This is a genomic window from Shewanella sp. 10N.286.52.A9 (genome assembly GCF_041468985.1).
GTDB lineage: Bacteria > Pseudomonadota > Gammaproteobacteria > Enterobacterales > Shewanellaceae > Shewanella > Shewanella japonica.
The window spans coordinates 124,316-145,610 of the sequence record NZ_JBFRJQ010000009.1; the positions used below are offsets into that span (position 1 = coordinate 124,316).

A 21,295-nucleotide genomic window follows, 5' to 3' on the forward strand; every position below is an offset into this window, starting at 1 on the left:
TAAAAGGGACAGTCTCATGGCGTATGACGCAGAATCACAGCTCAACTTAGATCAATACCACTCTCTAGTCGATTTAATCGAAAAGACCTGTCAGCAGTACGGAAATAACATTGCTTATGCGTGTTTAGGAAAGAACACCACATTTAAAGAAATCGAGTCCGCCTCACGACATTTTGCTGCGTATCTACAAAATCACACTGATTTAACTGCTGGGGACAGCATTGCTATTCAATTGCCCAATATTACTCAGTTTGTCATTGCCGCATACGGAGCCATGCGAGCAGGGTTGGTTATCGTCAATACAAACCCACTTTATACAGAACGTGAACTGATCCACCAATTTAATGATTCAGGCGCTAAAGCCTTGGTTGTACTTTCTGATTTGCTACCCACGCTCAATAATATCGTCTCAAATACAGGTATTTCATTAGTCATTAGTACCCACGCCTTGGATTTAATTTCGCCTCAACCGCAAATAGATACCCCATTCAATAAAATTGAATTTAATCAGATGCTACTTGAAGGTGAGCAATCCACTTTCACTGCTGTTTACCCAAAACAAACAGATCTAGCCGCACTGCAATACACAGGTGGCACCACTGGCTTATCAAAAGGAGCCATGTTAAGTCATCGCAATATGCTAGCTAACTCGGCTCAAGTAAAATCTAGAATTGCCAGCACGATGACACCAGGTAAAGACGTTTTCGTTGCGCCATTGCCGATATATCACATCTATGCCTTTATGGTGAATCTAGTACTCTATTTCGAATCAGGAAGTTGCTCGGTTTTAATCCCAAACCCAAGAGATATCCCAGGGTTAATTAAGACCATGAGTAGCTACCCTTTCACTGGCTTTGCAGGACTTAACACGTTATTTGTTGGTTTATGCCACCAACCAGATTTTCAAGCACTAGACTTTAGCCGACTCACCATTACTATCTCTGGCGGAACGGCGCTTACAAGTGCTGCAGCAAACATATGGCAAAAAACCACAGGTTGTATGATTTCAGAAGGTTATGGTTTATCAGAGACTTCACCTGTCGTGAGTTTAAATGCTCCTGGTTATCAACAATTAGGCACGATTGGTAAACCCGTTCTCGAAACGCAGGTAAAAATTCTCGATATCAATGATAATGAAGTCCCGCTAGGTGAAGCAGGAGAGCTTGCAGTAAAAGGCCCGCAAGTCATGCAAGGCTACTGGAATAAACCACAAGAAACGGCCAATGTCATGACCGAAGATGGATATTTCAAAACCGGTGACATTGCAGTTGCAACACCTGATGGTTTTCATAAAATTGTCGATCGCAAAAAAGATATGATCATTGTGTCAGGGTTTAATGTTTATCCTAACGAAGTTGAGGATGTATTATCGCAGCACGAATTAATCCTTGAATGTGCTGTCGTTGGGGTCAGTGATGATAAATCTGGTGAGGCAGTTAAAGCGGTAATCGTTTTAAAAGAGCCAACATCTGATGATGCAGCCACAAAACAGCTCATTTCAGACTATTGTCGCAGCCAATTAACCGCCTATAAAATTCCAAGGTTAATTGAATTTACCGAGCAACTACCTAAAAGTACCGTTGGTAAAATTCTTAGACGAGAACTCAGAAAATAACACTTATTGGTAAACAGCCCACGACAATGAGTAAAGTGGGCTGCTTATCTGTTCGTTAGGCCATCAACACTCAAGGCATGCATACCCAAGGTTTAAGCACTCAAGGTTTAAGTAATTAGCCTACAAATATTCAAAACATGGTTTGAAATAGCTGGTCACTCATATCTCGTTCATTAAACCTAGCGCTTTCACCAAATCCTTATATTGATGTGTCAGTCAGTAACTGCAAACTAGCAAACTCTTTATAGGTCTCACTCGATTGCATAAGCTCTTGATGTGAACCAATCGCCACCACTTGACCCTTTTCTAACACAATAATCCTATCAGCATTGATCACTGTCGCTAATCGATGGGCAATAATTAACGTCGTTCTACCTTGCATCAAATTATCTAAGCCTTGCTTAACTTTTACTTCGCTAACAGCATCAAGCGCACTCGTGGCTTCATCAAGTAATAGGATTGGTCTGTCAGCAAGAATAGCTCTAGCAATGGCAATACGCTGCTTTTGTCCGCCAGACAACTTAACCCCACGTTCCCCTAAATACGTATCATATCCATCCGACAACTCTTGAATGAACTCATGGGCTTTTGCTGTTACACAGGCGTTTATAACCTCTTCTTTTGTTGCATCAGCTCGCCCGTAGCGGACATTTTCAAAGACATTAGTGGCAAAAATAACTGACTCTTGCGGCACTAAGGCATATTGCTCCCTTAGCTGCTGCAAAGTGACTTCAGCCACATCCACTCCGTCTAAAAGCACTTTGCCTGATTTAGGTTGATAAAATCGCAGTAATAGTTCAAATAAGGTGCTTTTACCTGCGCCACTCTCACCAACTAATGCCACTCTTTCACCCGCTTTGATCTCAAGATTAATTCCCTTAATCACATCTTCATTACTACTTGGGTAAGCAAACCTTAACGACTCAAGTGACAAACTGCCATTGATTGCAGCAGGCAAAAACTTAGGCGCTTTAACCTCAGGGATATCAATAGGGGTATTGACCAGCTCAATTAGTCGTTCAGCTGCACCTGAAGCTCGTTGTATTTCACTAAAAACTTCACTAATGGTGGCCACAGAGCCCGCCGCCATAACAGCGTAAAACATAAATGCGGATAGTTCTCCAGCGGTAATATTTTGCAACATGACATCTTGAGCGCCCACCCAAAGCACGACAGCAATTGCAGCAATACTTAAAAACATCACCGACGAAATTAATATCGAACGATATAAAATACGAGTTTGAGCAACAGACATCACCGCTTCAACCTGTTGATTAAATACATTGCGGTCTTGTTGCTCGTGACCATAAGCTTGCACTGTGTGTATCTCATGCAAGGTCTCATCAATATTAGCGCCTAAATCGCCAACTTTATCTTGGCTCTTACGCGAGTACTCACGCACTTTTTTACCCAGTAATATCACAGGTACAAACACTAAAGGCACAGCAAGCAGTACAAGGCCAGTCAGCTTTAAGCTCGTAATTGCCATCATCACTAAGGCACCAGTAACCGTAACTGATGAGCGAAATGCCATCGATAAACTACTACCAACCACGCTTTGCAATAAGGTACTGTCAGCGGTAAAACGAGAGATCACTTCACCCGTTCTTTGCTCCGCAAAAAAAGCAGGGGATAAATTAAGTAAATGGTTATAGACCTTCAGACGAATATCCGCAATCACACGCTCGCCGAGCCAAGTCATCAAATAAAAACGACAAAATACCGCTGTGCCGCTGATAGCTGTGATGCCCAAAATAAACAAAACAATCTCGTTGAGTCGCTCAGCATTATCTGCAACAAAGCCTTCATCGACCATCATTTTGACCCCTTGGCCAAGAGACAACCAAGCAAAAGAGCCAATAAAAAGAAAAGTAATAGCGGCAACCACTTTTAGCTTATGTGGCTTTAAAAAACCCATAATCCAAGGAAAAACGGCATATTGAGTGGCGGGTTCAGGTTTGATGTTGGTGATGTCACTTGCTGAGGTAGAGTTCAAAATAAATACCCATAAACACATAAGGGCATCAATAGTATCAACAAACAACGAATAAAATGAAGGAATAACAATAACAAGTTAATGCATGAAGTCAGTTTGGCTGTAAGGTCAAAAAAGTGGTTACAGGGATACGAGTAACCACATTAAACAAAGAATGAGTTGAGCGCCGACTTACTCTTTTATATTGGTATCAATCGACTTTAGCGAGCGCAAAAAGATCCCTAAACCACCCACACTTAATACCAGAATCACAATTAAATCGAATGCACTCATATGGCTAAAGCGGAAGTTAATAGAACTTATCACACCAAATATTAAACCGACTAATGAACCAAAGGTTAAGATCCAACCCAATATATTCTTCGCATTATAAAACATTAGCCCAATACCAAACATGAAGGGGATCATAATCATCCCGCTCGTTAGATTCATGCCACCAACACTGTATAAGCTATGACTAAAACCAAAAGAACTGGTAACTTTTATTGCTTTTAGCAACATGTAAAAGCCGCCACACATCATGATTAAGCCGATAAAAAACGAACCAATTCCACCTGATGTACCACCTGCACCGTTCATACAACTCCTTTGTAGAAAAACGTAATCTTTTGTTCGATGTTACTGTCAGCGATCTACAATAGCAATATTGTTTCATCTGTAATCGATGGCGCATTTTTCAATACATTAAATATTTAGTGCAACTGCATCCTTTGCAGACTTGCCTCACACTCTACCCTCGCACATTGACAGCTTATCTGCGATAATTGCCGGCTATTTCATGATGGTTGCTTTAGGTAAAAAATAATGACGGTTAGTGAGTTTTCTTGTGCAGGTATTGAATTAGCGTTATTTCGCTACCCTAAGCTGCAAGAGTCAAATCTGCAAGCTTGGGATGCCGCAGATGAGCACTTAATAAAACACCTTGTTGAAACCGCACATATTCCAGCTAATACTGCTATTTTGAATGATAACTTCGGCGCACTTCAATGCTGCCTCACTCGTTTAGATAACACCTGGCCGTTGTGGATTGAAACTGATGCTAAAACCAGTTTACTTGGCGCAGAGTACAACCTCAGCGCTAATGAGTTGGCACCAACGAACATCAGCCGCCTTAATAGCCGAGAGCAACTGCCTAATGACATTAAATTGGTCATTGTTAAACTGCCTAAAAATCTGACTTATTTTACTCAGCAATTACAACGTTTATCGCAAGTATTAGCTGAGGGCACTCAAATTCTAATTAGTGCTAAAGCAAAGAATATTAATAAATCATTACTTGGCCTCATTGAACAAAATTTAGGCCCAGCTTCTGCAAGTTTAACGTGGAAAAAAACACGTATCATTACGTGTACTGCTGACGGGATAAAGCGATCATTACTTAAAGAAGTCTCTTGGCCAGTTAAAGAGTTTAATTTAACCATCAATAACTTCAGTAATGTATTTGCTGCCAACAAACTCGATATCGGCGCACGTATTATGCTAGATAATATGCCAGAAGGCGCCTTTAAAACCATCATCGATTTAGGATGTGGAAATGGCATTTTAGGTTTACGTGCCGCACAACTGTACCCACAAGCGCATATCCATTTTGTCGATGATTCTGAAATGGCTATTGCATCAAGTCAGTACAACTGGCAAGCAAACGGACTCAATCATGATCAAGGACATTTTCATTGGGATGACTGTTTAACCCACTTAGATGAAAACGTCAGTGCCGACTTAGTCTTATGTAATCCGCCTTTTCACCAAGGAGAAGCAATTACCGATCATATTGCTTGGCAAATGTTTCTTGATGCCAAAAGACGATTAGCGACAGGCGGTATTTTACATGTTGTAGGCAACCGTCATTTGTCCTATCACATTAAACTAAAACGTATTTTTAAAAATTGCACTACCGTTGCATCAAATGGCAAGTTTGTCATTTTACAAGCCACTAAATAGACGAAAGTTAATCTCATCGATTAACTGTCGTCTACATGGCTATCTCCACGGTACTTTTCCAAGATTAACAGACTAACTGGCAAGTTTAATGGGCATTCGAGTTGTTCAAAACAAGGTCCAATGGATTTGGTAATGGGATATTCTCGCAGCGAGATGTCAGTTTTCTCGCTACGAATTAGTGAAGAGTAAACATGCCGAAATAGACTAATTGCTAAAGCTTGTCTTATTCATGCTGACATAAAATCTAGTGTTTTAACTATTAACGCCCTCGCTAGATTACATCACATCATAACCAGCCATAAACAACCATTAGTAGCACAAACCAATGATGACTCTCCCTCAAATGGCCGCGAAACTCAATGAACTATCAACCCGTAATCTGTCAATATTCAACACAACAATTAATTGGTAATAACACACAAAACAAATTGGTTGACAATTGATTTTATTAAAAGATATTATTGGTTTTAAAGCGTGCTCCAAGTCACACTTACAAGGGCTTCCAGCGTTTACAAATTTAGAACATTTATATAATTCAATGAACTTAAACGCAGATAAAACAGCTGTTAAAGCTTTACCAACTAAGCCTTTAAGCATAAAAAGTATGCCTTTAAGGAATAAAAACTGGTTCAACAACGCCTATGTTAATTGTTTAAAACATCTATTTTATTAGTTTAACCAGGTTGTGCGCTCCAGATCCCCCCCTCGTTTGGAGCGAAAAAAAGGCCTCTCATATCGAGAGGCCTTTTTACTAATATTGGCAGAATCATCTTAGTTCAATACAAATAAAATACTGTTTATAAAATAAAAAGCCTTCTCGTTAAAGAAGGCTTTTAATCTGTTAGTGAAAGCGACTGCGCTTTTACTCACTAGGGACTAATTAACCCAATCGGTTAACCAAATTATCAATCGAGTATAAATCACGTTTTTCGCTGTTCTTACGACGGACTTCTTCAAGTGCTTGAGCTTCAACAGTATCGAATAACACATTGATTAATCTATTAAAGTGCTTATGCATTGCTAAACGTGCTTCTGATGCATCGTTTGCAGCTAACGCTTTATAAATAGAAGTATGCTCATCAAGTGTTTTCTTATTATCTTTACTACAAACACTGTCGTAATCAGTAATTATTTTTTGGCTTGATGCACGCAATGCCCATAGGTTTTGAAATGACTTAATCAATGCGCCGTTACGAGTCGCATTGGCAATTATTTGATGGAACATTTCATCAGCCTCTTCGACATAAGACTTATTTTCCATCATTATCAATGTTTTATTTAACTCAACCAATTCTTCTTCAGTGATAGTATTGGCAGCTAACGCAGCAATTTCACCTTCTACTAAGGCGCGAGCTTGAGTTAATTCAAATGCATTAATCTTGTTTGCAGGGTTATTGGTCGCAACAGATTGTAATACATACACACCCGAGCCTGTTTTAACTTCAATTTTTTCGCGCACTTCCAGTGCAATAATTGCTTCACGAATGGTGGGTCTGCTGACATCAAACTTTTCAGCTAACTCTCTTTCTGGCGGTAAGCGACTACCTGGTGCATATTCGCCGTTAGCAATAGACGCTTCAATCTCTTCAACGATGCGCCAAAACATACGCCTATTCTTCATGTCTGGTCCTTCAATAGTTAAAACCAATTAGATTTAGTTATTACTTACCATCATATCTATTTACTAAGTCAACGCAAATCCTATTTGAAATTTTTATTGTACTTGAACGATTTTCGCACTAGCTTAAGTCTAGTTAATAATTTGTTATTGGCAATAACAAAAATAAAAACAATTTGCACAATTGGTAACACAAAGTGGTTGACAAAACACCTTACCATTGGTTAGTTTCTACTCAGGCACAAAGTTGTATTTAAAATAGAGTGGTATTTAAAGATCGTGTTTAAAGGATTGTGTTCACATTTTGATTAAGCAATATGTAATCTGGGGAGATTAACGTGAAACTCAATAAAATCAGTAATGCACTGAGATTAAGCAGAAGGCATTTTCAGCCAAAATCTGCACTCTACAGTTCAGCACTATTAGCCTTAATCGCATCACCCGCTTTCGCACAAAATGAAGTTGAGGCTGTTGAAGCCACAACCCCAAATGCGCAAGTATCAGAACAAGAAGCAGATAATAAAAATGACAGCCCTGATATGGAAGTCATTAAAGTAAGCGGACTTCGCGGCACAATGAGCCGAAAATCATAACACGTGGTAATGACACCACAGTTGCTGATTATTCTCGCTCAGGCTTTAAGTATTTCCTTGGTGCAAAAGTTAAGTTTTAACCTCAAGTAAAACTTAGTCGTACAGCTCCTATCTCGATGATTGAGATAGGAGTTTATTTCCAAGGTAAAGATTGAACAAAGTAATCAAACGACCTAGCGCTAATAAATATAAAAAGAGAGTCATTATGAGTTTTCAAAGCAAGTCGACAAACAGCCCAACAAACAATGACAAGTTGTTCTCACTTTCGTTAAAGTCCGCGTTTATGCTGAGTTTAGTGTTTTCTTCAAGCTATATTCAAGCCGCTTCCTATACCGTAAGCACGCCTGATGAATTTAAAGACACAGTAAAAAAGCTGGTCGCTGGAGATAACATTATTCTTGCTAACGGTACTTGGCAGGATTTTGAAATTAAGTTTAAAGGCCAAGGTACAAAAGAAGCCCCTATTTCACTAACGGCAGAGACTAAAGGGAAAGTTATCCTTTCTGGTCAATCAAACTTAAAAATGTCAGGTGAATATTTACATGTATCTGGCTTAGTTTTTAAATCAGGTTTCACCCCAAGCAATGAAGTCATTGCATTTAGAACCAGTAAAAACGATCTCGCAAATAACTCCCGCGTTTCTGAAGTCGTGATTGATAATTACAGCAACCCAGATAGACATGAGTCTGATTACTGGGTGTCTTTATATGGTAAAAACAACCGTTTTGACCACAACCATTTAGTTGGAAAGCGCAATAAAGGTGTGACATTAGCCGTCAGATTAAATACTGAAGCCAGCCAAGAAAATCACCATAAAATTGATCACAACTACTTTGGTCCAAGACCGATTCTTGGGTCAAATGGCGGAGAAACATTGCGCATTGGCACCAGCCATTATTCGATGAGCGATTCTTTTACCGTTGTTGAAAATAACTATTTCGACCGCTGTGATGGTGAAGTAGAAATCATCTCAATTAAGTCTGCTAATAATAAAGTTAGCAATAATACATTTTTTGAATCACGCGGAACCCTTACCTTACGACATGGCAATGGTAACCTCATCGACAGTAATGTGTTTTTGGGTAATGGCGTAGACCACACAGGTGGTATTCGAATTATTAACCGTGACCAAACCATTACTAATAACTATTTAGAAGGTCTTAAAGGTTACCGATTCGGAAGCGGCTTTACGATTATGAATGGTGTACCTAACTCGCCCATTAATCGTTATCACCAAGTCGTTAATGCTAACGTTCACCATAATAGCTTTATCGATGTCGACCACATTCATTTAGCTGCAGGTAGCGATCAAGAACGCTCAGCAGTACCAAAAGATTCTTCTGTCTCTGAAAATCTATTTGTTAATAATAATCAACAAGCTCCCTTCTCTATTTTTGACGATATTTCGGGAATTTCATTTTCAAACAATATCTCTAATGAACTATCGAATAACGAGATTGAACAAGGGATTAAGCCAACAGAGATTAAATTAACCCGCGAGAAAAATGGCTTACTTTACCCAACATCAGGTAATGACAACATTGGCGCACCTAAGAGCCTTTCTCCAACATTAAAGTCGCAAACAGGCGTTAACTGGTACCCAAAAACAGAGCCAGAAACCGCATTTGATTCAGGAAAAACGCATACTGTTGCTAATGCAGAAGCCTTTATTAATCAAGTGAAGTCAGCAGCAGATGGTGATGTCATTTTATTAAAAGCAGGTCAGTATCATGTTGAGAAAATTCTTGAACTTGATAAAACACTCACCATTAAATCAGCGCAAACAGAAAAGCCCACGATCACCTTTAGTCGCCCAACTTTATTTGAAATTCAAAATGGCGGTAGCTTAAAGCTTGATAGTGTAAAAATTAGTGGTGCCAACAGCTTAGACTCTGCAGGCAACACCGTTGTTAGAACCAGCAAATGGGGCATGTTAACCAACTACCGCTTCAGCATGTTTAACAGCGATATCGAGCAGCTTAATATTAACCATTCGTTCCACTTTTTTGACTCTGGAGCACGCGCGTTTGCAAATAACATCGAGATAATCAACAACAACTTTAATCTCATTACAGGTGATATTTTTAGACTCAATAAAGAAACTGACGACTTAGGTATTTATAACGCTGAATATCTGACTATCAATAACAATCACTTCAACCAAATTGAAGGCGCTATTGTGAAGTTGTATCGAGGTGGCACCGATGAAAGCACCTTTGGCCCACACCTAAGCTTTAAAAATAACGACGTTAAACAAGTCGGCAATGGCAAACGCAATAAAACCCATGCAAGTTTGTTCCTCCATGGCGCTCAAGTTGCTGACATCAATAAAAATCAATTTGTAGATAGTGCGTACGTCAACATTGAACACACCACTGGTGAGCCCATTACTAAGGTCACTCACAATCAGTTTACCAATACCGCCAAGCCTAAAGTCACAGAGTTATATGCAATTGGTAAAACCACTGCATTAATCGCTGATAACACGGTTAACCACACTAACAATAAAGCGCAGTAATTATGATTTCTTTATCGATAGCCTTAATCAAACAATCAGCTTTAGTAAAAAGCATACGACGTTCTGGTGTATTTGCTTTCTCAGTCACTTTGTTAGTGTCTGTGAGCGCCATATTATCACCAGTGCATGCATCACAATCGACACATCCAAACTTAGTTGTAAACCAGCAAGATGTGTTAACTATGCGTGCTGCAATTAAACAATCAGGTTCATTTAAACAAGCATTTGAAGCGCAAAAAGCTCAAGTCGATAGCTTATTAACACAACCGATTTTGGTGCCTGTTCCTGTCGATGCAGGCGGTGGTTATACGCACGAACGCCACAAGAAAAACTATCAACAAATGTACGACGCTGGCATGATGTATCAGCTGACTCAACAACAAAAATACGCTGATTATGTGCGTGATATGTTACTTGAGTATGCCAAACTATACCCAAGCCTTCCTTTACATCCGAAGCGTAAGTCACGCAACGAAGGTAAGTTATTTTGGCAAGGGTTGAATGAAGCGGTATGGCTTGTTTATACCATCCAAGCGTATGACTTTATCGTAAGTTCGCTTGATGACACTCAGCGAAAAACCATTGAAACTGGCATTCTTCTTCCAGTGGCAGACTTCTTGTCAGTGCAATCACCTCATACCTTCAATAAGGTTCATAATCATGGTACTTGGGCGACTGCTGCTGTGGGGATGACAGGCTTTGTGTTAGATAAGCCTGAGTTAGTAGAAACAGCACTGCTCGATCTTGAAAAATCTGGCAAAGGCGGTTTTTTACGTCAACTAGATGAGTTGTTCTCACCAGATGGTTATTACAATGAAGGGCCATATTATCAACGCTATGCCTTACTACCTTTCGTTACCTTTGCAAAAGCCATCGAGCAAAATCAACCTGAACGCAAGATTTTTGAGTACCGCAATAATATTTTACTCAAAGCTATCTACAGCACAGTTGAATTAAGCTACAACCGTTTATTCTTTCCGTTAAATGATGCAATTAAGAGTAAAGGCATAGATACCACTGAACTTGTGATTGCGGTCAGCATTGCTTATGGCTTAACAGCTAATAATGATTTAGTTGATATTGCAAAGCAACAAAACAGAATCTTACTCACTGGAGATGGCCTTAAATTAGCGCAAGCAATCGATGCGAATAAGCCAAGCCACTATCCTTTTAATTCACGTGAATTCCTTGATGGTAAAAATGGTGATGAAGGTGCATTAATTGTAATGCGTCAGCACACCCCGACTGATCAGGCAATCGTATTCAAAGCAACAGCTCAAGGCTTAGGTCACGGTCATTTTGATAAGCTTACATGGCAATTTTATGATGCAGGCGAAGAAATTGTCTCAGATTATGGCGCTGCTAGATTCTTAAATATTGAAGCCAAAGCCGGTGGACGTTACCTACCTGAAAATAAGACATGGGCAAAACAAACCGTTGCGCACAACACTTTAGTTGTCGACGAGACCAGTCATTTTAAAGGTGATGTAAAAGTGGGTAATAAAAATCACCCTATCGTCGACTTCTATCATCATGATGACAAATTAACGCTAGCATCTGCTCATATCGATACCGCTTATGATGACGTCAATATAAGCCGAACCATGGCATTGGTTTCTGTCAAAGTTGATGACAAAGACACGCCACTTGTGTTTGATATCGTCGAGGTTAATAGCGACAACTCACATCAATATGACCTGCCATTACACTACCAAGGGCAACTAATCGACAGCAACTTTGCTCGTCAAGCTGCAATGGAAAAGTTAACCCCACTGGGTAAGCAAGCGGGTTATCAACACCTGTGGCTTAAAGCGAATGCGACGCCTAAAAAAGGGGTAGCAAAAGTCACTTGGTTAAACGACAACGGTCTGTTTTATACCCATAGCAGTATCGTTGATGGCAATACTGACGTGTTATTTACTCAGCTAGGGGCCAATGACCCTGACTTTAACCTACGTAATGAGCATAGCTTTATTCAACGTACCAATAGCAAGCAACATCGTTTTGTAAGCGTATTGGAGCCCCATGGCGAATATAACCCATCGGCTGAATACACCCTTAATGCCACCAGCAATTTAGAAACCCTAACTTATGAACGTCAAGGTGATCTCAGCATTGTCGGGTTTAGCGTTCTCAGTAATCAAGGTAGTACAGCTTTTGTACTTGCCATAAACCACCAAACCAAGAATAGCTTGGACAACAACAAAGATAACAACACAACCCAGCGCTTTTCTTATCTAGGCAAAACATACAGTTTTGACACTAGATACCAGTTAATACAAATTTCGCAGTAGGAGTTAACAATGAAACAGAGTGAACACTTTTCATTTGGCAATGAAACGGAAATCGAAGATATCGGTGGCGGTCTTAAACGCCAAATGCTTGGCTTTAACCATGAGTTAATGGCCGTCAAAATTTGGTTCGAGAAAGGTGCTATTGGTTATAACCACGCCCATCGTCATTCTCAAGTGACTTATATTGTTGAAGGGGAATTTCACTTCAATATCGATGGTGTCACTAAAATCCTAAGAGCTGGAGACAGTTGTTTCATTCCGCCCCATGCAGACCATGGGGCAACCTGCCCAACTGGCGGTATTTTAATTGATACTTTCAGTCCTGCTCGAGAAGATTTTGTAGAGGGATTAGCATGAAAATCAACAACCTTCGTTGGTGGGTAATTTTATTGATCGCCATTGCGACAATTATTAACTACATTGACCGTTCTGCACTTAGCGTACTGTGGCCTGATATTGTGGAAGACATCTTCCCTGATGAGTCTGCCCTAGAACGTAAACAGATTTACGCCAATATCTCTATTGTGTTCATTTTATCTTATGCCTTTGGTCAAGCCATATTTGGCAAAATTTTTGACTGGGTCGGTACACGTCTCGGGTTTGTTCTATCAATTGGTGTTTGGTCGATTGCGACTGCGTTACATGCATTCGCTCAAGGCGCATTAAGTTTCAGTTTTTTCCGCGCCATACTCGGTGTAGCAGAAGCAGGTAACTGGCCTGGAGCGGCTAAAAGTAACGCTGATTGGTTCCCAGCTAAAGAACGTGCCTTAGCACAAGGTATCTTCAATTCTGGTGCAGCGATTGGCGGTATTATTTCTATTCCACTCATTGCTTACATGACAGTTTATTTTAGCTGGCAAATGATTTTTGTGGTTATCGGTCTAGTCGGTCTATTGTGGCTTATTCCATGGATTATCTTGGTTAAAGCACCTCCTAAGTCTCACCCTTGGATCACCGAAGCAGAACGTGAATATATTCTTACAGGTCAAAAAGTAACTGACGATTCAGGTGAATGCGACCAAGAAGAATATAACCCAACAACAGGTCAACTGTTAAAGCACAAACAAAGCTGGGGGGTGATCATTGCCTCTGCTGCAATCGATCCTATTTGGTGGTTATTTGTATTCTGGATCCCGATTTACCTCAACGAAGTTTACGGTATGGATGTTAAATCTATCGGTATTTACGGTTGGGTTCCATATGTAGGTGCCATGCTGGGAGCTTGGTTTGGTGGTTTGCTAGCGCAAAATCGCATAAAAGCGGGTTGGAATATTAACAAGACCCGTAAACTGACGATCACTTTAGGTTGTTTAATCATGCTCCCAGCACTCATTAGCATGGCGAGTCCTGGTGGCCCAACAACTGCGGTAATCATTATGGCGGTGATCTTATTTGGCTTCCAAACAGCTATTGGTAATGTGCAAACGCTACCTAGTGACTTATTCGGTAAAAAAGCCGTTGGTTCACTAGCAGGCTTCTCTGGCATGGCTGCTAAATTAGGTGCATTAGGTTTAACAGCTTTAGTGCCTTACCTCACTGCAGACGGTAACTACACACCAGCGTTTGTTATTGGCGCGTCATTAGCAGTTATTGCCATTGTTGCTGTTTGGGTGTTGATTCCTAAAATTGAGCCTGTCAAAAAGCCTCAATAACTTAGCAATATTTTTTTAATCCTTGTGAATAAGGCTCCGTAAATGAAAAACATGTTTTTACTTGGCGAATGTATGATTGAGTTGATGACAACCTCATCAAACACCATGAAGCAATCATTCGCTGGTGATGTTTTTAACACGGCTGTTTATCTAAAGCGCACGTTTGCAGATGTGAACGTGCAATTGGTCACAGCGGTAGGTAAAGACCCATTCAGCCTTAATATGATTCAGTATTTTAAAGATGAGAACATTGGTACGGATTTAGTGTTTACATCGGACACAAAGATCCCTGGTTTATATTCGATACAGTTGGATGAACAAGGTGAGCGTAGCTTTACCTATTGGCGTGAAAATGCTGCAGCCCGTCAAGTTATGCAGCACATTCAGTCTGAGCAAATAGCGCAATTGTCTGCTGGTGACATGTTTTTCTTTTCAGGCATTTCATTAGCTGTTGTAGAGCCTCAGGCCAGAAATGATTTCTGGTCTATGGTGAAACAATTAAAAGCATCCGGTGTGCAAATCGTGTTTGATCCAAATTATCGACCTCGATTATGGCAAAGCCCGAACGAAGCCAAAGCGCAATTTGAGCTGGCATTTCATGCCGCCGATACTCTGCTACCGGGTATTGACGATTTTGAACAACTTTACGCCATAAATAACGCTGCTGACATGATAGGTTTTTTAGCCCCATTCGGCATTGACGAGCTCATCATTAAAAATGGCCCTGAATCTGTCGTTGCATTATTTAACCAATCTGAGCCAGTTGAATTTAAGGTAAAACCTGTCACGAATGTGGTGGATACCACCTCTGCTGGTGACTCGTTTAACGGTGTGTATTTAGGGGCAAGAATGAATGGTATTGCAGTATTAGATGCCATTGACCTCGCCTCTAAATCGGCAGCATTTGTTATTCAGCATAAAGGCGCAATCGTAGACAAGGTCGAGTTTAATCAGTTTAGCAAGACATTATCTCTATCGTAAAAAACATTTGTCCTCGTGTTGATGAGTCGCCGATTAACTACTCATTGCTCAGCGGTTCAATTAATGCAGGCTAATGAATTAGCTAAAGATAATTTAAGCTGGGGCTGTACCCAAAGAGCCCTTTTTTATTTGGCTCAACCTACTTTATTGGTATCCACTCCCTTTCAGGTATCAATAATGTAGGTTAGGCCATTTCCTATCTCGCCCCTAACCTGATCAATAAAGCTTCAGTTGCCACAATCACCCACCCCCCCAATCTAAGAAGTGCATAAGCGCATATCATTGAAAGAGTATCTAGCGACAGGAATTAGCAGCTTATGTGCTTACTTCTTTGTAGACGTTTCTTGTTGTGGCGGCGAGAATAACACCGACAAGCGCTGCTTAATCGATAAGTCAGGCTGACTGACATCTTTGAACATATCTCGCCATTCGGCAAAGCTAACCACTATCGGATTCATGCTATTTACCGGTTTTGTAATCCCATAAATAACCGTCGCTTTTTCAGGCTCAAAGGTACCAAATAACTTATCCCATATGATCAACACCCCAGCATAGTTCTTATCGATATACTCTGGGTTTTGACCATGGTGAACTCTGTGATGGGAAGGCGTGTTAAAAATCCACTCAATTGGTCCAAGCGCCTTCACAGCTTGGGTGTGCACAAAAAACTGTAACCCTAAGTTCAGTAACACCACAAACACCACCCAATTAGGTTCAAAACCAATCACTATCAAGGGTAGCCAGAATAACCACATTCCAGCCAATGGATACATTAAGCTCTGCCTGAAGGCTGTACTAAAATTCATATTTTCAGAGCTGTGATGCACCACATGTGCGGCCCACATCCAACGGATCCGGTGACTTGCACGATGAAACCAGTAATAAAAGAAGTCTTGTAACACTATCAATAAGAGGAAACTGAGTACCCCCATCTCAATATCAAATAACTTCCAGCCAAAAAAGTATAAATAGACTTTCGCGATTAACAGGCCAGCAAGAATGTCAGTCAATTGATGCATGCCAGCTAAACAAACATTACACCAGACCTCCGCTTTTTGATAACGAGCAGAAAGCGGTAATTTGTGGCGTAAATCCCCTAAAAACCACTCCAATAAAATGCAAATAAAGAACACAGGCGCAAGCACTAAAAGTAGTGCTTCGGGGTGATCGATAATTGAATTCAAATCCATTGAATGTCCATCCTAGTTATTATTATTTTGAACTTATTTTTTAATGTTATTTTCTTGATGTTAGTTTCTTGATGTTAGTTTCAGAACCGTGCATGTCGTTATTAAACAAGGCCTACCATTTAGCAAAATGATCTTCTGTCAGCCCAAGCTGATTTCGTAAAACATGTTTACGGTTATTATTATCAATAATATGGCCACTAAAATAACCAATGTACTGTCTGAAGTTACTTTTCAAAAAGCCAAAATTACGTTTTTCACTACGACAATTTAACGCCCTAAAGGTCAAATCCACTTGGTTATCAGCGGTGCTAAGCTGCCAATAATCGTCACTTACATGTCGATTAAAATCAAACTTAACCGCAGGCAATAAATGTCGCTCGCCATTTATCCAAAGCACATTTTCCGTTGCACCGGTTTCATTTACGCCAGCAGCAAGATTAAGTCCAAGCACACCGTGCTCAACCTGCGCATTGATTGACGCCCAGCGCCAGCTCGTTTCACGGCGCATATACCCCGCAGAGAAGTCATAGCCGCCAAGTGCGTATTGTAAAGGCTGTGGCTCATGCTTAATGGTTAAGCTGCCTTTAACTTTTAAGCCATTGTGTTTTTGGGTGTACGTCCAGCCGTTATACCCCGTTGGGGTACATAAGCTCATAGGTAAACTCAGCACAGGCGGCTCTAACGTTAACTCGGCCTGAATATCGTCAGTTTGAATACTGAGTTGCCATACGCCTTCTTTGATGGAAAAAACAATAGGACCTTGCTTGTGCTTAATACGGGCTTTTCCTTGCAAAGGAGAGCGCGAAACCGACATTCCCCATGACAGTGGCTTTAAGGCTTGAGTTTCAGTTAAGCGGTTTTTTTCAATATCATACAAATAACAAAAACTACTACCAACATAGCGGATATCAGCTATAGCAACACCAATGATATACCTAGGCGTGGTGATATTGATAAATTGAAACTGCTTATAATCAAAGTACTTTGCCCACCAAGAGCAAGGCTTATCCATTTCATTGAAATAGTGAAACTGTTTAATGCTTAGATCTGATACCGCACCATCAAAATGACCAAATATAGGTTGTCCTTCAGCATTCATTAGCTTGTCAGGTGCAAGTTGTAAGTGATTCATTGACATACTTATTCCGTGTGTTATCTCTGTATGTGGTTTATTACGCTTGCGCACTAATTACTCTAACGTGAACAAATTAACAGTTGAAGTCAAATAGCGTGAATTTGCGAATAAGATTCTTACAGCTCAAATCCTCAATATGGATATCAGGTTACGCTAATTAACTGCACTAATTAGGCTGGATTGGTGCTTAAAATCTGTTATTCTGAGCCCACCATTTTTTATTATTTTTAGTTATGAAATCATTGTCATTAGTGCTTTGCTCCGCCCTATTTTTAACCGCTTGCGCCAGTCATACACCCACTCATATTGCACTAAACCCCAATGTGCCTGTATCAGAGTATAAAATTGATCGCTTTGATTCTGTTGCAGTCAGCACCATTGACGTTCGGAAAGCTAACTTTATTGTGAGATTTAACAAAGAAGGCGAAGCTGCAAAATTAGTCAGCCCAAGTGAACCTATTAGGCAACAGCTTGATGACGTATTTAAAAAGGCAATGAGAAATGCTGGTTATCAAGTCGACCCAGCGGCCAGCCATACCGCACAATTCCAATTAGACTATCTACTTACAGATGTCACAGAGTCAACATTCGGTTTTGAAGCAAAAACAGCACTAACTATCAATGTTGTCGCAAAAAACGAGAACCAAGAATTCACTAAGATTTACAATGCAAGAGGCATGTTAAAAGGCCCATTTAGCCCTGACTTTGCCACTCTTGAATTAGACATGAACAAACTCATTGATGAGTTAACCACTAAAATCATAAACGATGCAGAACTGCATCAGTTTTTACAACAATAACACTCACCCCGAAAAAGGAAGATCTCATGCTAAAGTGGATTGCTGCCAGCATTTTGTTACTGACATCCATGGTGAGCCAAGCCGCCATTGATATTCAACCTAACACGCTTTACCCACAAGTCGAGTTTGATACCACTATGGGTAAAATCGTCGTTGAATTGGATCGCACCCGTGCCCCGCTCACTGTCGACAACTTCCTTACTTATGTCGTTAAAGGTGAATACGACAATACGATTTTTCACCGCATTATCGCTGATTTTGTTGTTCAAGGTGGCGGCCTGAGCCCTGAGCTTGAAGAACGTGAATCTATGGACCCACTATTTAACGAATCAGGAAACGGGTTATCAAACAGTATGGGCACGATTGCCATGGCTCGTGATAATGATCCGCATTCTGCGACCCGTCAGTTTTACTTTAATGTAGGTGACAATAAAAACCTTAACCCTTCAAAACGCCGTTGGGGATATGCGGTATTTGGCGAAGTCATTGAAGGAATGGCAGTTTTAGAAGCTATGTCTTATGTGCCGACTGGCCATAACGATGAATTAAACTGGCCTGATTTTCCTATCAAAGAAATCAAACTGAATAAAGCGACACTACTGAAAAAATAAAAAAGGGCCATAATTACCACTTTTTATTAAATCATTTTTTCAACAACAGCTGGAGTGAAACATTGATTTTACTCCAGTTTTTTTAGCCTGTTATCTTTGGTTTACAAATTATTCCAGAACAAAACACTGAATTTTCGATGACAATGTAAATTCGAGTAAATATTCAACAATCCTGACTATACTTACCTAACCTATTCACTGTTTTACTCCCGTGTTTTGATTTCCGTGTGACAACACAAGCTCACACTCTTGTATTCATTTATCAGATTTTGTTCATGGATTGTATTTAAAAAAGGATGTCATCAATGACCCCAAATGACTTCATAGAAACAAAGGCGCCGCAGCTTGCCTATTATGGGAAAGCATTTTTAAATAACCAATTAGAGCACAGCGAAATTAAGCTCTACATGTGGGACGTACTCGAAGAGTGGCAATCTATTGCCGATAGCCCGACTTTCGAACCCCAAACTCCTACCGACACAGAAAAAGTATTTTGGCATCTTCTCCATTGTTTTGACCAATGGCCCGCGATTGTAATTAGAGGTAATCAATTCTTACGTCAACAAGTCGATGATTGCTGCGATTACATTAATATAGGTGGCACAATGCCATCAGGTTGTATCGGTTTACGGCCGACAAATTAACCAAAAGTTTCCCTTTGTTATCCCTGTTTTTATAATAGGTTAAATTTCCAATCAGAATGGCTTGAACCAATGAGCAGCGCAGCATAAGCTAGAGCCATTCTCCTTCAATCAGTTGCCTTAATGTCAGAACTGTTATCTCGTACCCGTGAAGCCTTATCTGTTTATTATCACAAACGTGTCCTTGCAATGCTATTGCTTGGGTTTTCTGCAGGCTTGCCTCTCATGCTGGTGTTTTCCACTCTTAGCTTTTGGCTTAGAGAAGCCGGTGTTGACCGTGCGGCTATCGGTTATTTTAGCTGGATAGCCCTCACCTATGCCTTTAAGTGGGCTTGGTCACCATTGGTTGACCGAATGGCACTGCCGGTATTTACACGGTTATTTGGGCGGCGACGAGGTTGGATGATCTTTGCCCAACTTGGTCTTGTAGCTGCGATATTAGGTATGGCACAAAGCGATCCCCTCGTTGATTTAGAACAGCTAGCCATTTTTGCTCTCATTCTGGCTTTTGCCTCTGCCACTCAAGATATTGTGATTGATGCCTTTCGAATAGAGTCTGCACCTCAAGACATGCAAGCGGCATTAGCTGCTGCGTACCAAGTGGGTTATCGCGGCGCTATGATAGTGGCAACAGCAGGCGCATTAACTATAGCCGCCTGGGTTGACCCAGGTAACACTGACTATAATTTAGAGGCATGGCAAACCGCTTACTTTGTCATGGCAATGCTCATGTCAGTGGGGCTCATTACCACCTTATTCTGTAAGGAGCCCCAAGTTGATACTAAAGATGCTGATGAGAACGAACGCCAATTAAAGCAAAAGTTTGCTCAAAAATACCCGACTAAAATGGCAAGTGCTATGGCCTGGTTATACAGTGCAAGCGTGTTGCCATTTGTCGACTTTTTCAAACGCTACGGTAAAAGTGCCATCCTGATTTTATTACTGATTTCTTGTTATCGGATCTCAGATATTGTGATGGGAATTATGGCAAATGTGTTTTACGTCGATATGGGCTTTAGCAAAGAAGAAATTGCGTTTTTAAGTAAAGTTTATGGATTAATCATGACTTTACTCGGTGCTGGTGCGGGCGGCATTTTAATTATGCGTTATGGCACGATGAAGATTTTATTTGTCGGTGCTTTACTTGTTGCAGTCACAAACCTACTGTTTGCTTGGCAGGCATACATTGGTTACAACGTGCCATTTTTAACCTTTGCCATTTCGGTAGACAACTTTAGTGCAGGGATTGCAACTGCCGCCTTTATTGCTTACCTATCCAGCTTAACTAGCAGCGGATACAGTGCCAGCCAATATGCATTACTGTCGTCAATTATGCTGCTATTCCCTAAGTTTATTGCAGGGTTTTCTGGGGTATATGTAAACGCATTTGGCTACGTTAACTTCTTTATTGCTGCCAGTTTAATTGGCTTCCCTGTTTTATTGATGATTAGCTTATTACAGCGCTACCCTCCCCCCTGCCAACAGGTTGATAAGCAAACAGCATCAACAAACCCTGATGCAAATAGCGCTAACGAAAAAAGCGCTGACGTAAACAGTGACGCCAATAAACTCACTTAGCAGAGTTAACAGACTTAACACGTATACTGCGCAGCAGCATTCACACGTCATCGAATACAGTTAGTCACAACAAAAAGCCCAACTTAACGTTGGGCTTTTTTATACGCATTACTGTCCCGTCCTGAGATAAGT

17 protein-coding genes are annotated in these 21,295 nt (G+C 40.6%); 12 read left to right on the plus strand and 5 right to left on the minus strand.

Features of this window, described 5'->3' with window-relative positions; all coding sequences use genetic code 11:
- Positions 1 to 16 precede the first annotated feature (16 nt).
- Positions 17 to 1,615 carry an AMP-binding protein gene (locus AB4128_RS08905; protein ID WP_372037471.1) on the plus strand — a complete coding sequence of 533 codons (1,599 nt, stop codon included), beginning with the start codon at positions 17 to 19 and terminating at the stop codon, positions 1,613 to 1,615.
- A 199-nt stretch (positions 1,616 to 1,814) separates the two neighbouring features.
- On the opposite strand, the gene AB4128_RS08910 is transcribed toward AB4128_RS08905, so the two are convergent.
- Both AB4128_RS08910 and AB4128_RS08915 read right to left on the minus strand, forming a co-directional pair.
- On the minus strand, positions 1,815 to 3,611 hold the full coding sequence (locus AB4128_RS08910) for an ABC transporter transmembrane domain-containing protein (protein ID WP_372037472.1): 1,797 nt from the start codon (positions 3,609 to 3,611) through the stop codon (positions 1,815 to 1,817).
- Positions 3,612 to 3,782: 171 nt separating this feature from the next.
- Positions 3,783 to 4,190 carry a hypothetical protein gene (locus AB4128_RS08915; RefSeq protein ID WP_055024338.1) on the minus strand — a complete coding sequence of 136 codons (408 nt, stop codon included), beginning with the start codon at positions 4,188 to 4,190 and terminating at the stop codon, positions 3,783 to 3,785.
- Positions 4,191 to 4,415: 225 nt separating this feature from the next.
- On the opposite strand from AB4128_RS08915, the gene AB4128_RS08920 reads away from it, so the two are divergent.
- On the plus strand, positions 4,416 to 5,552 hold the full coding sequence (locus AB4128_RS08920; RefSeq protein WP_372037473.1) for a methyltransferase: 1,137 nt from the start codon (positions 4,416 to 4,418) through the stop codon (positions 5,550 to 5,552).
- Positions 5,553 to 6,432: 880 nt separating this feature from the next.
- On the opposite strand, the gene AB4128_RS08925 is transcribed toward AB4128_RS08920, so the two are convergent.
- Positions 6,433 to 7,173 (minus strand): FadR/GntR family transcriptional regulator, encoded by a 741-nt coding sequence (locus AB4128_RS08925; RefSeq protein ID WP_055024341.1) that lies wholly within the window; start codon positions 7,171 to 7,173, stop codon positions 6,433 to 6,435.
- A 335-nt stretch (positions 7,174 to 7,508) separates the two neighbouring features.
- Between AB4128_RS08925 and AB4128_RS08930 the strand changes: the two genes are divergently transcribed.
- The 6 genes from AB4128_RS08930 to AB4128_RS08955 all read left to right on the plus strand — a co-directional run bounded on the left by AB4128_RS08930 (position 7,509) and on the right by AB4128_RS08955 (position 15,208).
- Positions 7,509 to 7,763, plus strand: coding sequence for a hypothetical protein (locus tag AB4128_RS08930; RefSeq protein ID WP_372037474.1), 255 nt, complete (start codon positions 7,509 to 7,511; stop codon positions 7,761 to 7,763).
- A gap of 205 nt (positions 7,764 to 7,968) precedes the next feature.
- Positions 7,969 to 10,281 (plus strand): polysaccharide lyase 6 family protein, encoded by a 2,313-nt coding sequence (locus AB4128_RS08935; protein WP_372037475.1) that lies wholly within the window; start codon positions 7,969 to 7,971, stop codon positions 10,279 to 10,281.
- A 2-nt stretch (positions 10,282 to 10,283) separates the two neighbouring features.
- Positions 10,284 to 12,575: a heparinase II/III family protein gene (locus tag AB4128_RS08940; protein ID WP_372037477.1), complete on the plus strand. Its 2,292-nt coding sequence runs from the start codon at positions 10,284 to 10,286 to the stop codon at positions 12,573 to 12,575.
- Between the two features lie 9 nt (positions 12,576 to 12,584).
- Positions 12,585 to 12,932, plus strand: a complete 348-nt coding sequence (locus AB4128_RS08945) for a cupin domain-containing protein (RefSeq protein ID WP_372037478.1) — start codon at positions 12,585 to 12,587, stop codon at positions 12,930 to 12,932.
- Positions 12,929 to 14,227, plus strand: a complete 1,299-nt coding sequence (locus tag AB4128_RS08950) for an MFS transporter (RefSeq protein WP_055024344.1) — start codon at positions 12,929 to 12,931, stop codon at positions 14,225 to 14,227. The genes AB4128_RS08945 and AB4128_RS08950 overlap by 4 nt, the downstream gene beginning before the upstream one ends.
- Before the next feature lie 42 nt (positions 14,228 to 14,269).
- The gene (locus AB4128_RS08955) at positions 14,270 to 15,208 is read left to right on the plus strand and encodes a sugar kinase (protein ID WP_372037480.1); all 939 of its coding nucleotides are present in this window, start codon (positions 14,270 to 14,272) and stop codon (positions 15,206 to 15,208) included.
- Positions 15,209 to 15,531: 323 nt separating this feature from the next.
- On the opposite strand, the gene AB4128_RS08960 is transcribed toward AB4128_RS08955, so the two are convergent.
- On the minus strand, positions 15,532 to 16,398 hold the full coding sequence (locus AB4128_RS08960; protein WP_372037481.1) for a sterol desaturase family protein: 867 nt from the start codon (positions 16,396 to 16,398) through the stop codon (positions 15,532 to 15,534).
- Between the two features lie 112 nt (positions 16,399 to 16,510).
- Positions 16,511 to 17,536: a DUF2804 domain-containing protein gene (locus AB4128_RS08965; protein ID WP_055024347.1), complete on the minus strand. Its 1,026-nt coding sequence runs from the start codon at positions 17,534 to 17,536 to the stop codon at positions 16,511 to 16,513.
- Between the two features lie 230 nt (positions 17,537 to 17,766).
- Between AB4128_RS08965 and AB4128_RS08970 the strand changes: the two genes are divergently transcribed.
- From AB4128_RS08970 to AB4128_RS08985, 4 genes are all read left to right on the plus strand, one after another.
- A complete protein-coding gene (locus AB4128_RS08970) occupies positions 17,767 to 18,333 on the plus strand; it encodes a YajG family lipoprotein (protein ID WP_055024348.1) in 567 nt (188 codons plus the stop codon).
- Positions 18,334 to 18,359: 26 nt separating this feature from the next.
- Positions 18,360 to 18,944 (plus strand): peptidylprolyl isomerase, encoded by a 585-nt coding sequence (locus AB4128_RS08975; protein WP_055024349.1) that lies wholly within the window; start codon positions 18,360 to 18,362, stop codon positions 18,942 to 18,944.
- Positions 18,945 to 19,249: 305 nt separating this feature from the next.
- Positions 19,250 to 19,588 (plus strand): hypothetical protein, encoded by a 339-nt coding sequence (locus AB4128_RS08980; protein WP_055024350.1) that lies wholly within the window; start codon positions 19,250 to 19,252, stop codon positions 19,586 to 19,588.
- A gap of 120 nt (positions 19,589 to 19,708) precedes the next feature.
- Positions 19,709 to 21,163: an AmpG family muropeptide MFS transporter gene (locus AB4128_RS08985; RefSeq protein WP_372037482.1), complete on the plus strand. Its 1,455-nt coding sequence runs from the start codon at positions 19,709 to 19,711 to the stop codon at positions 21,161 to 21,163.
- The last annotated feature ends 132 nt before the right edge of the window (positions 21,164 to 21,295 follow it).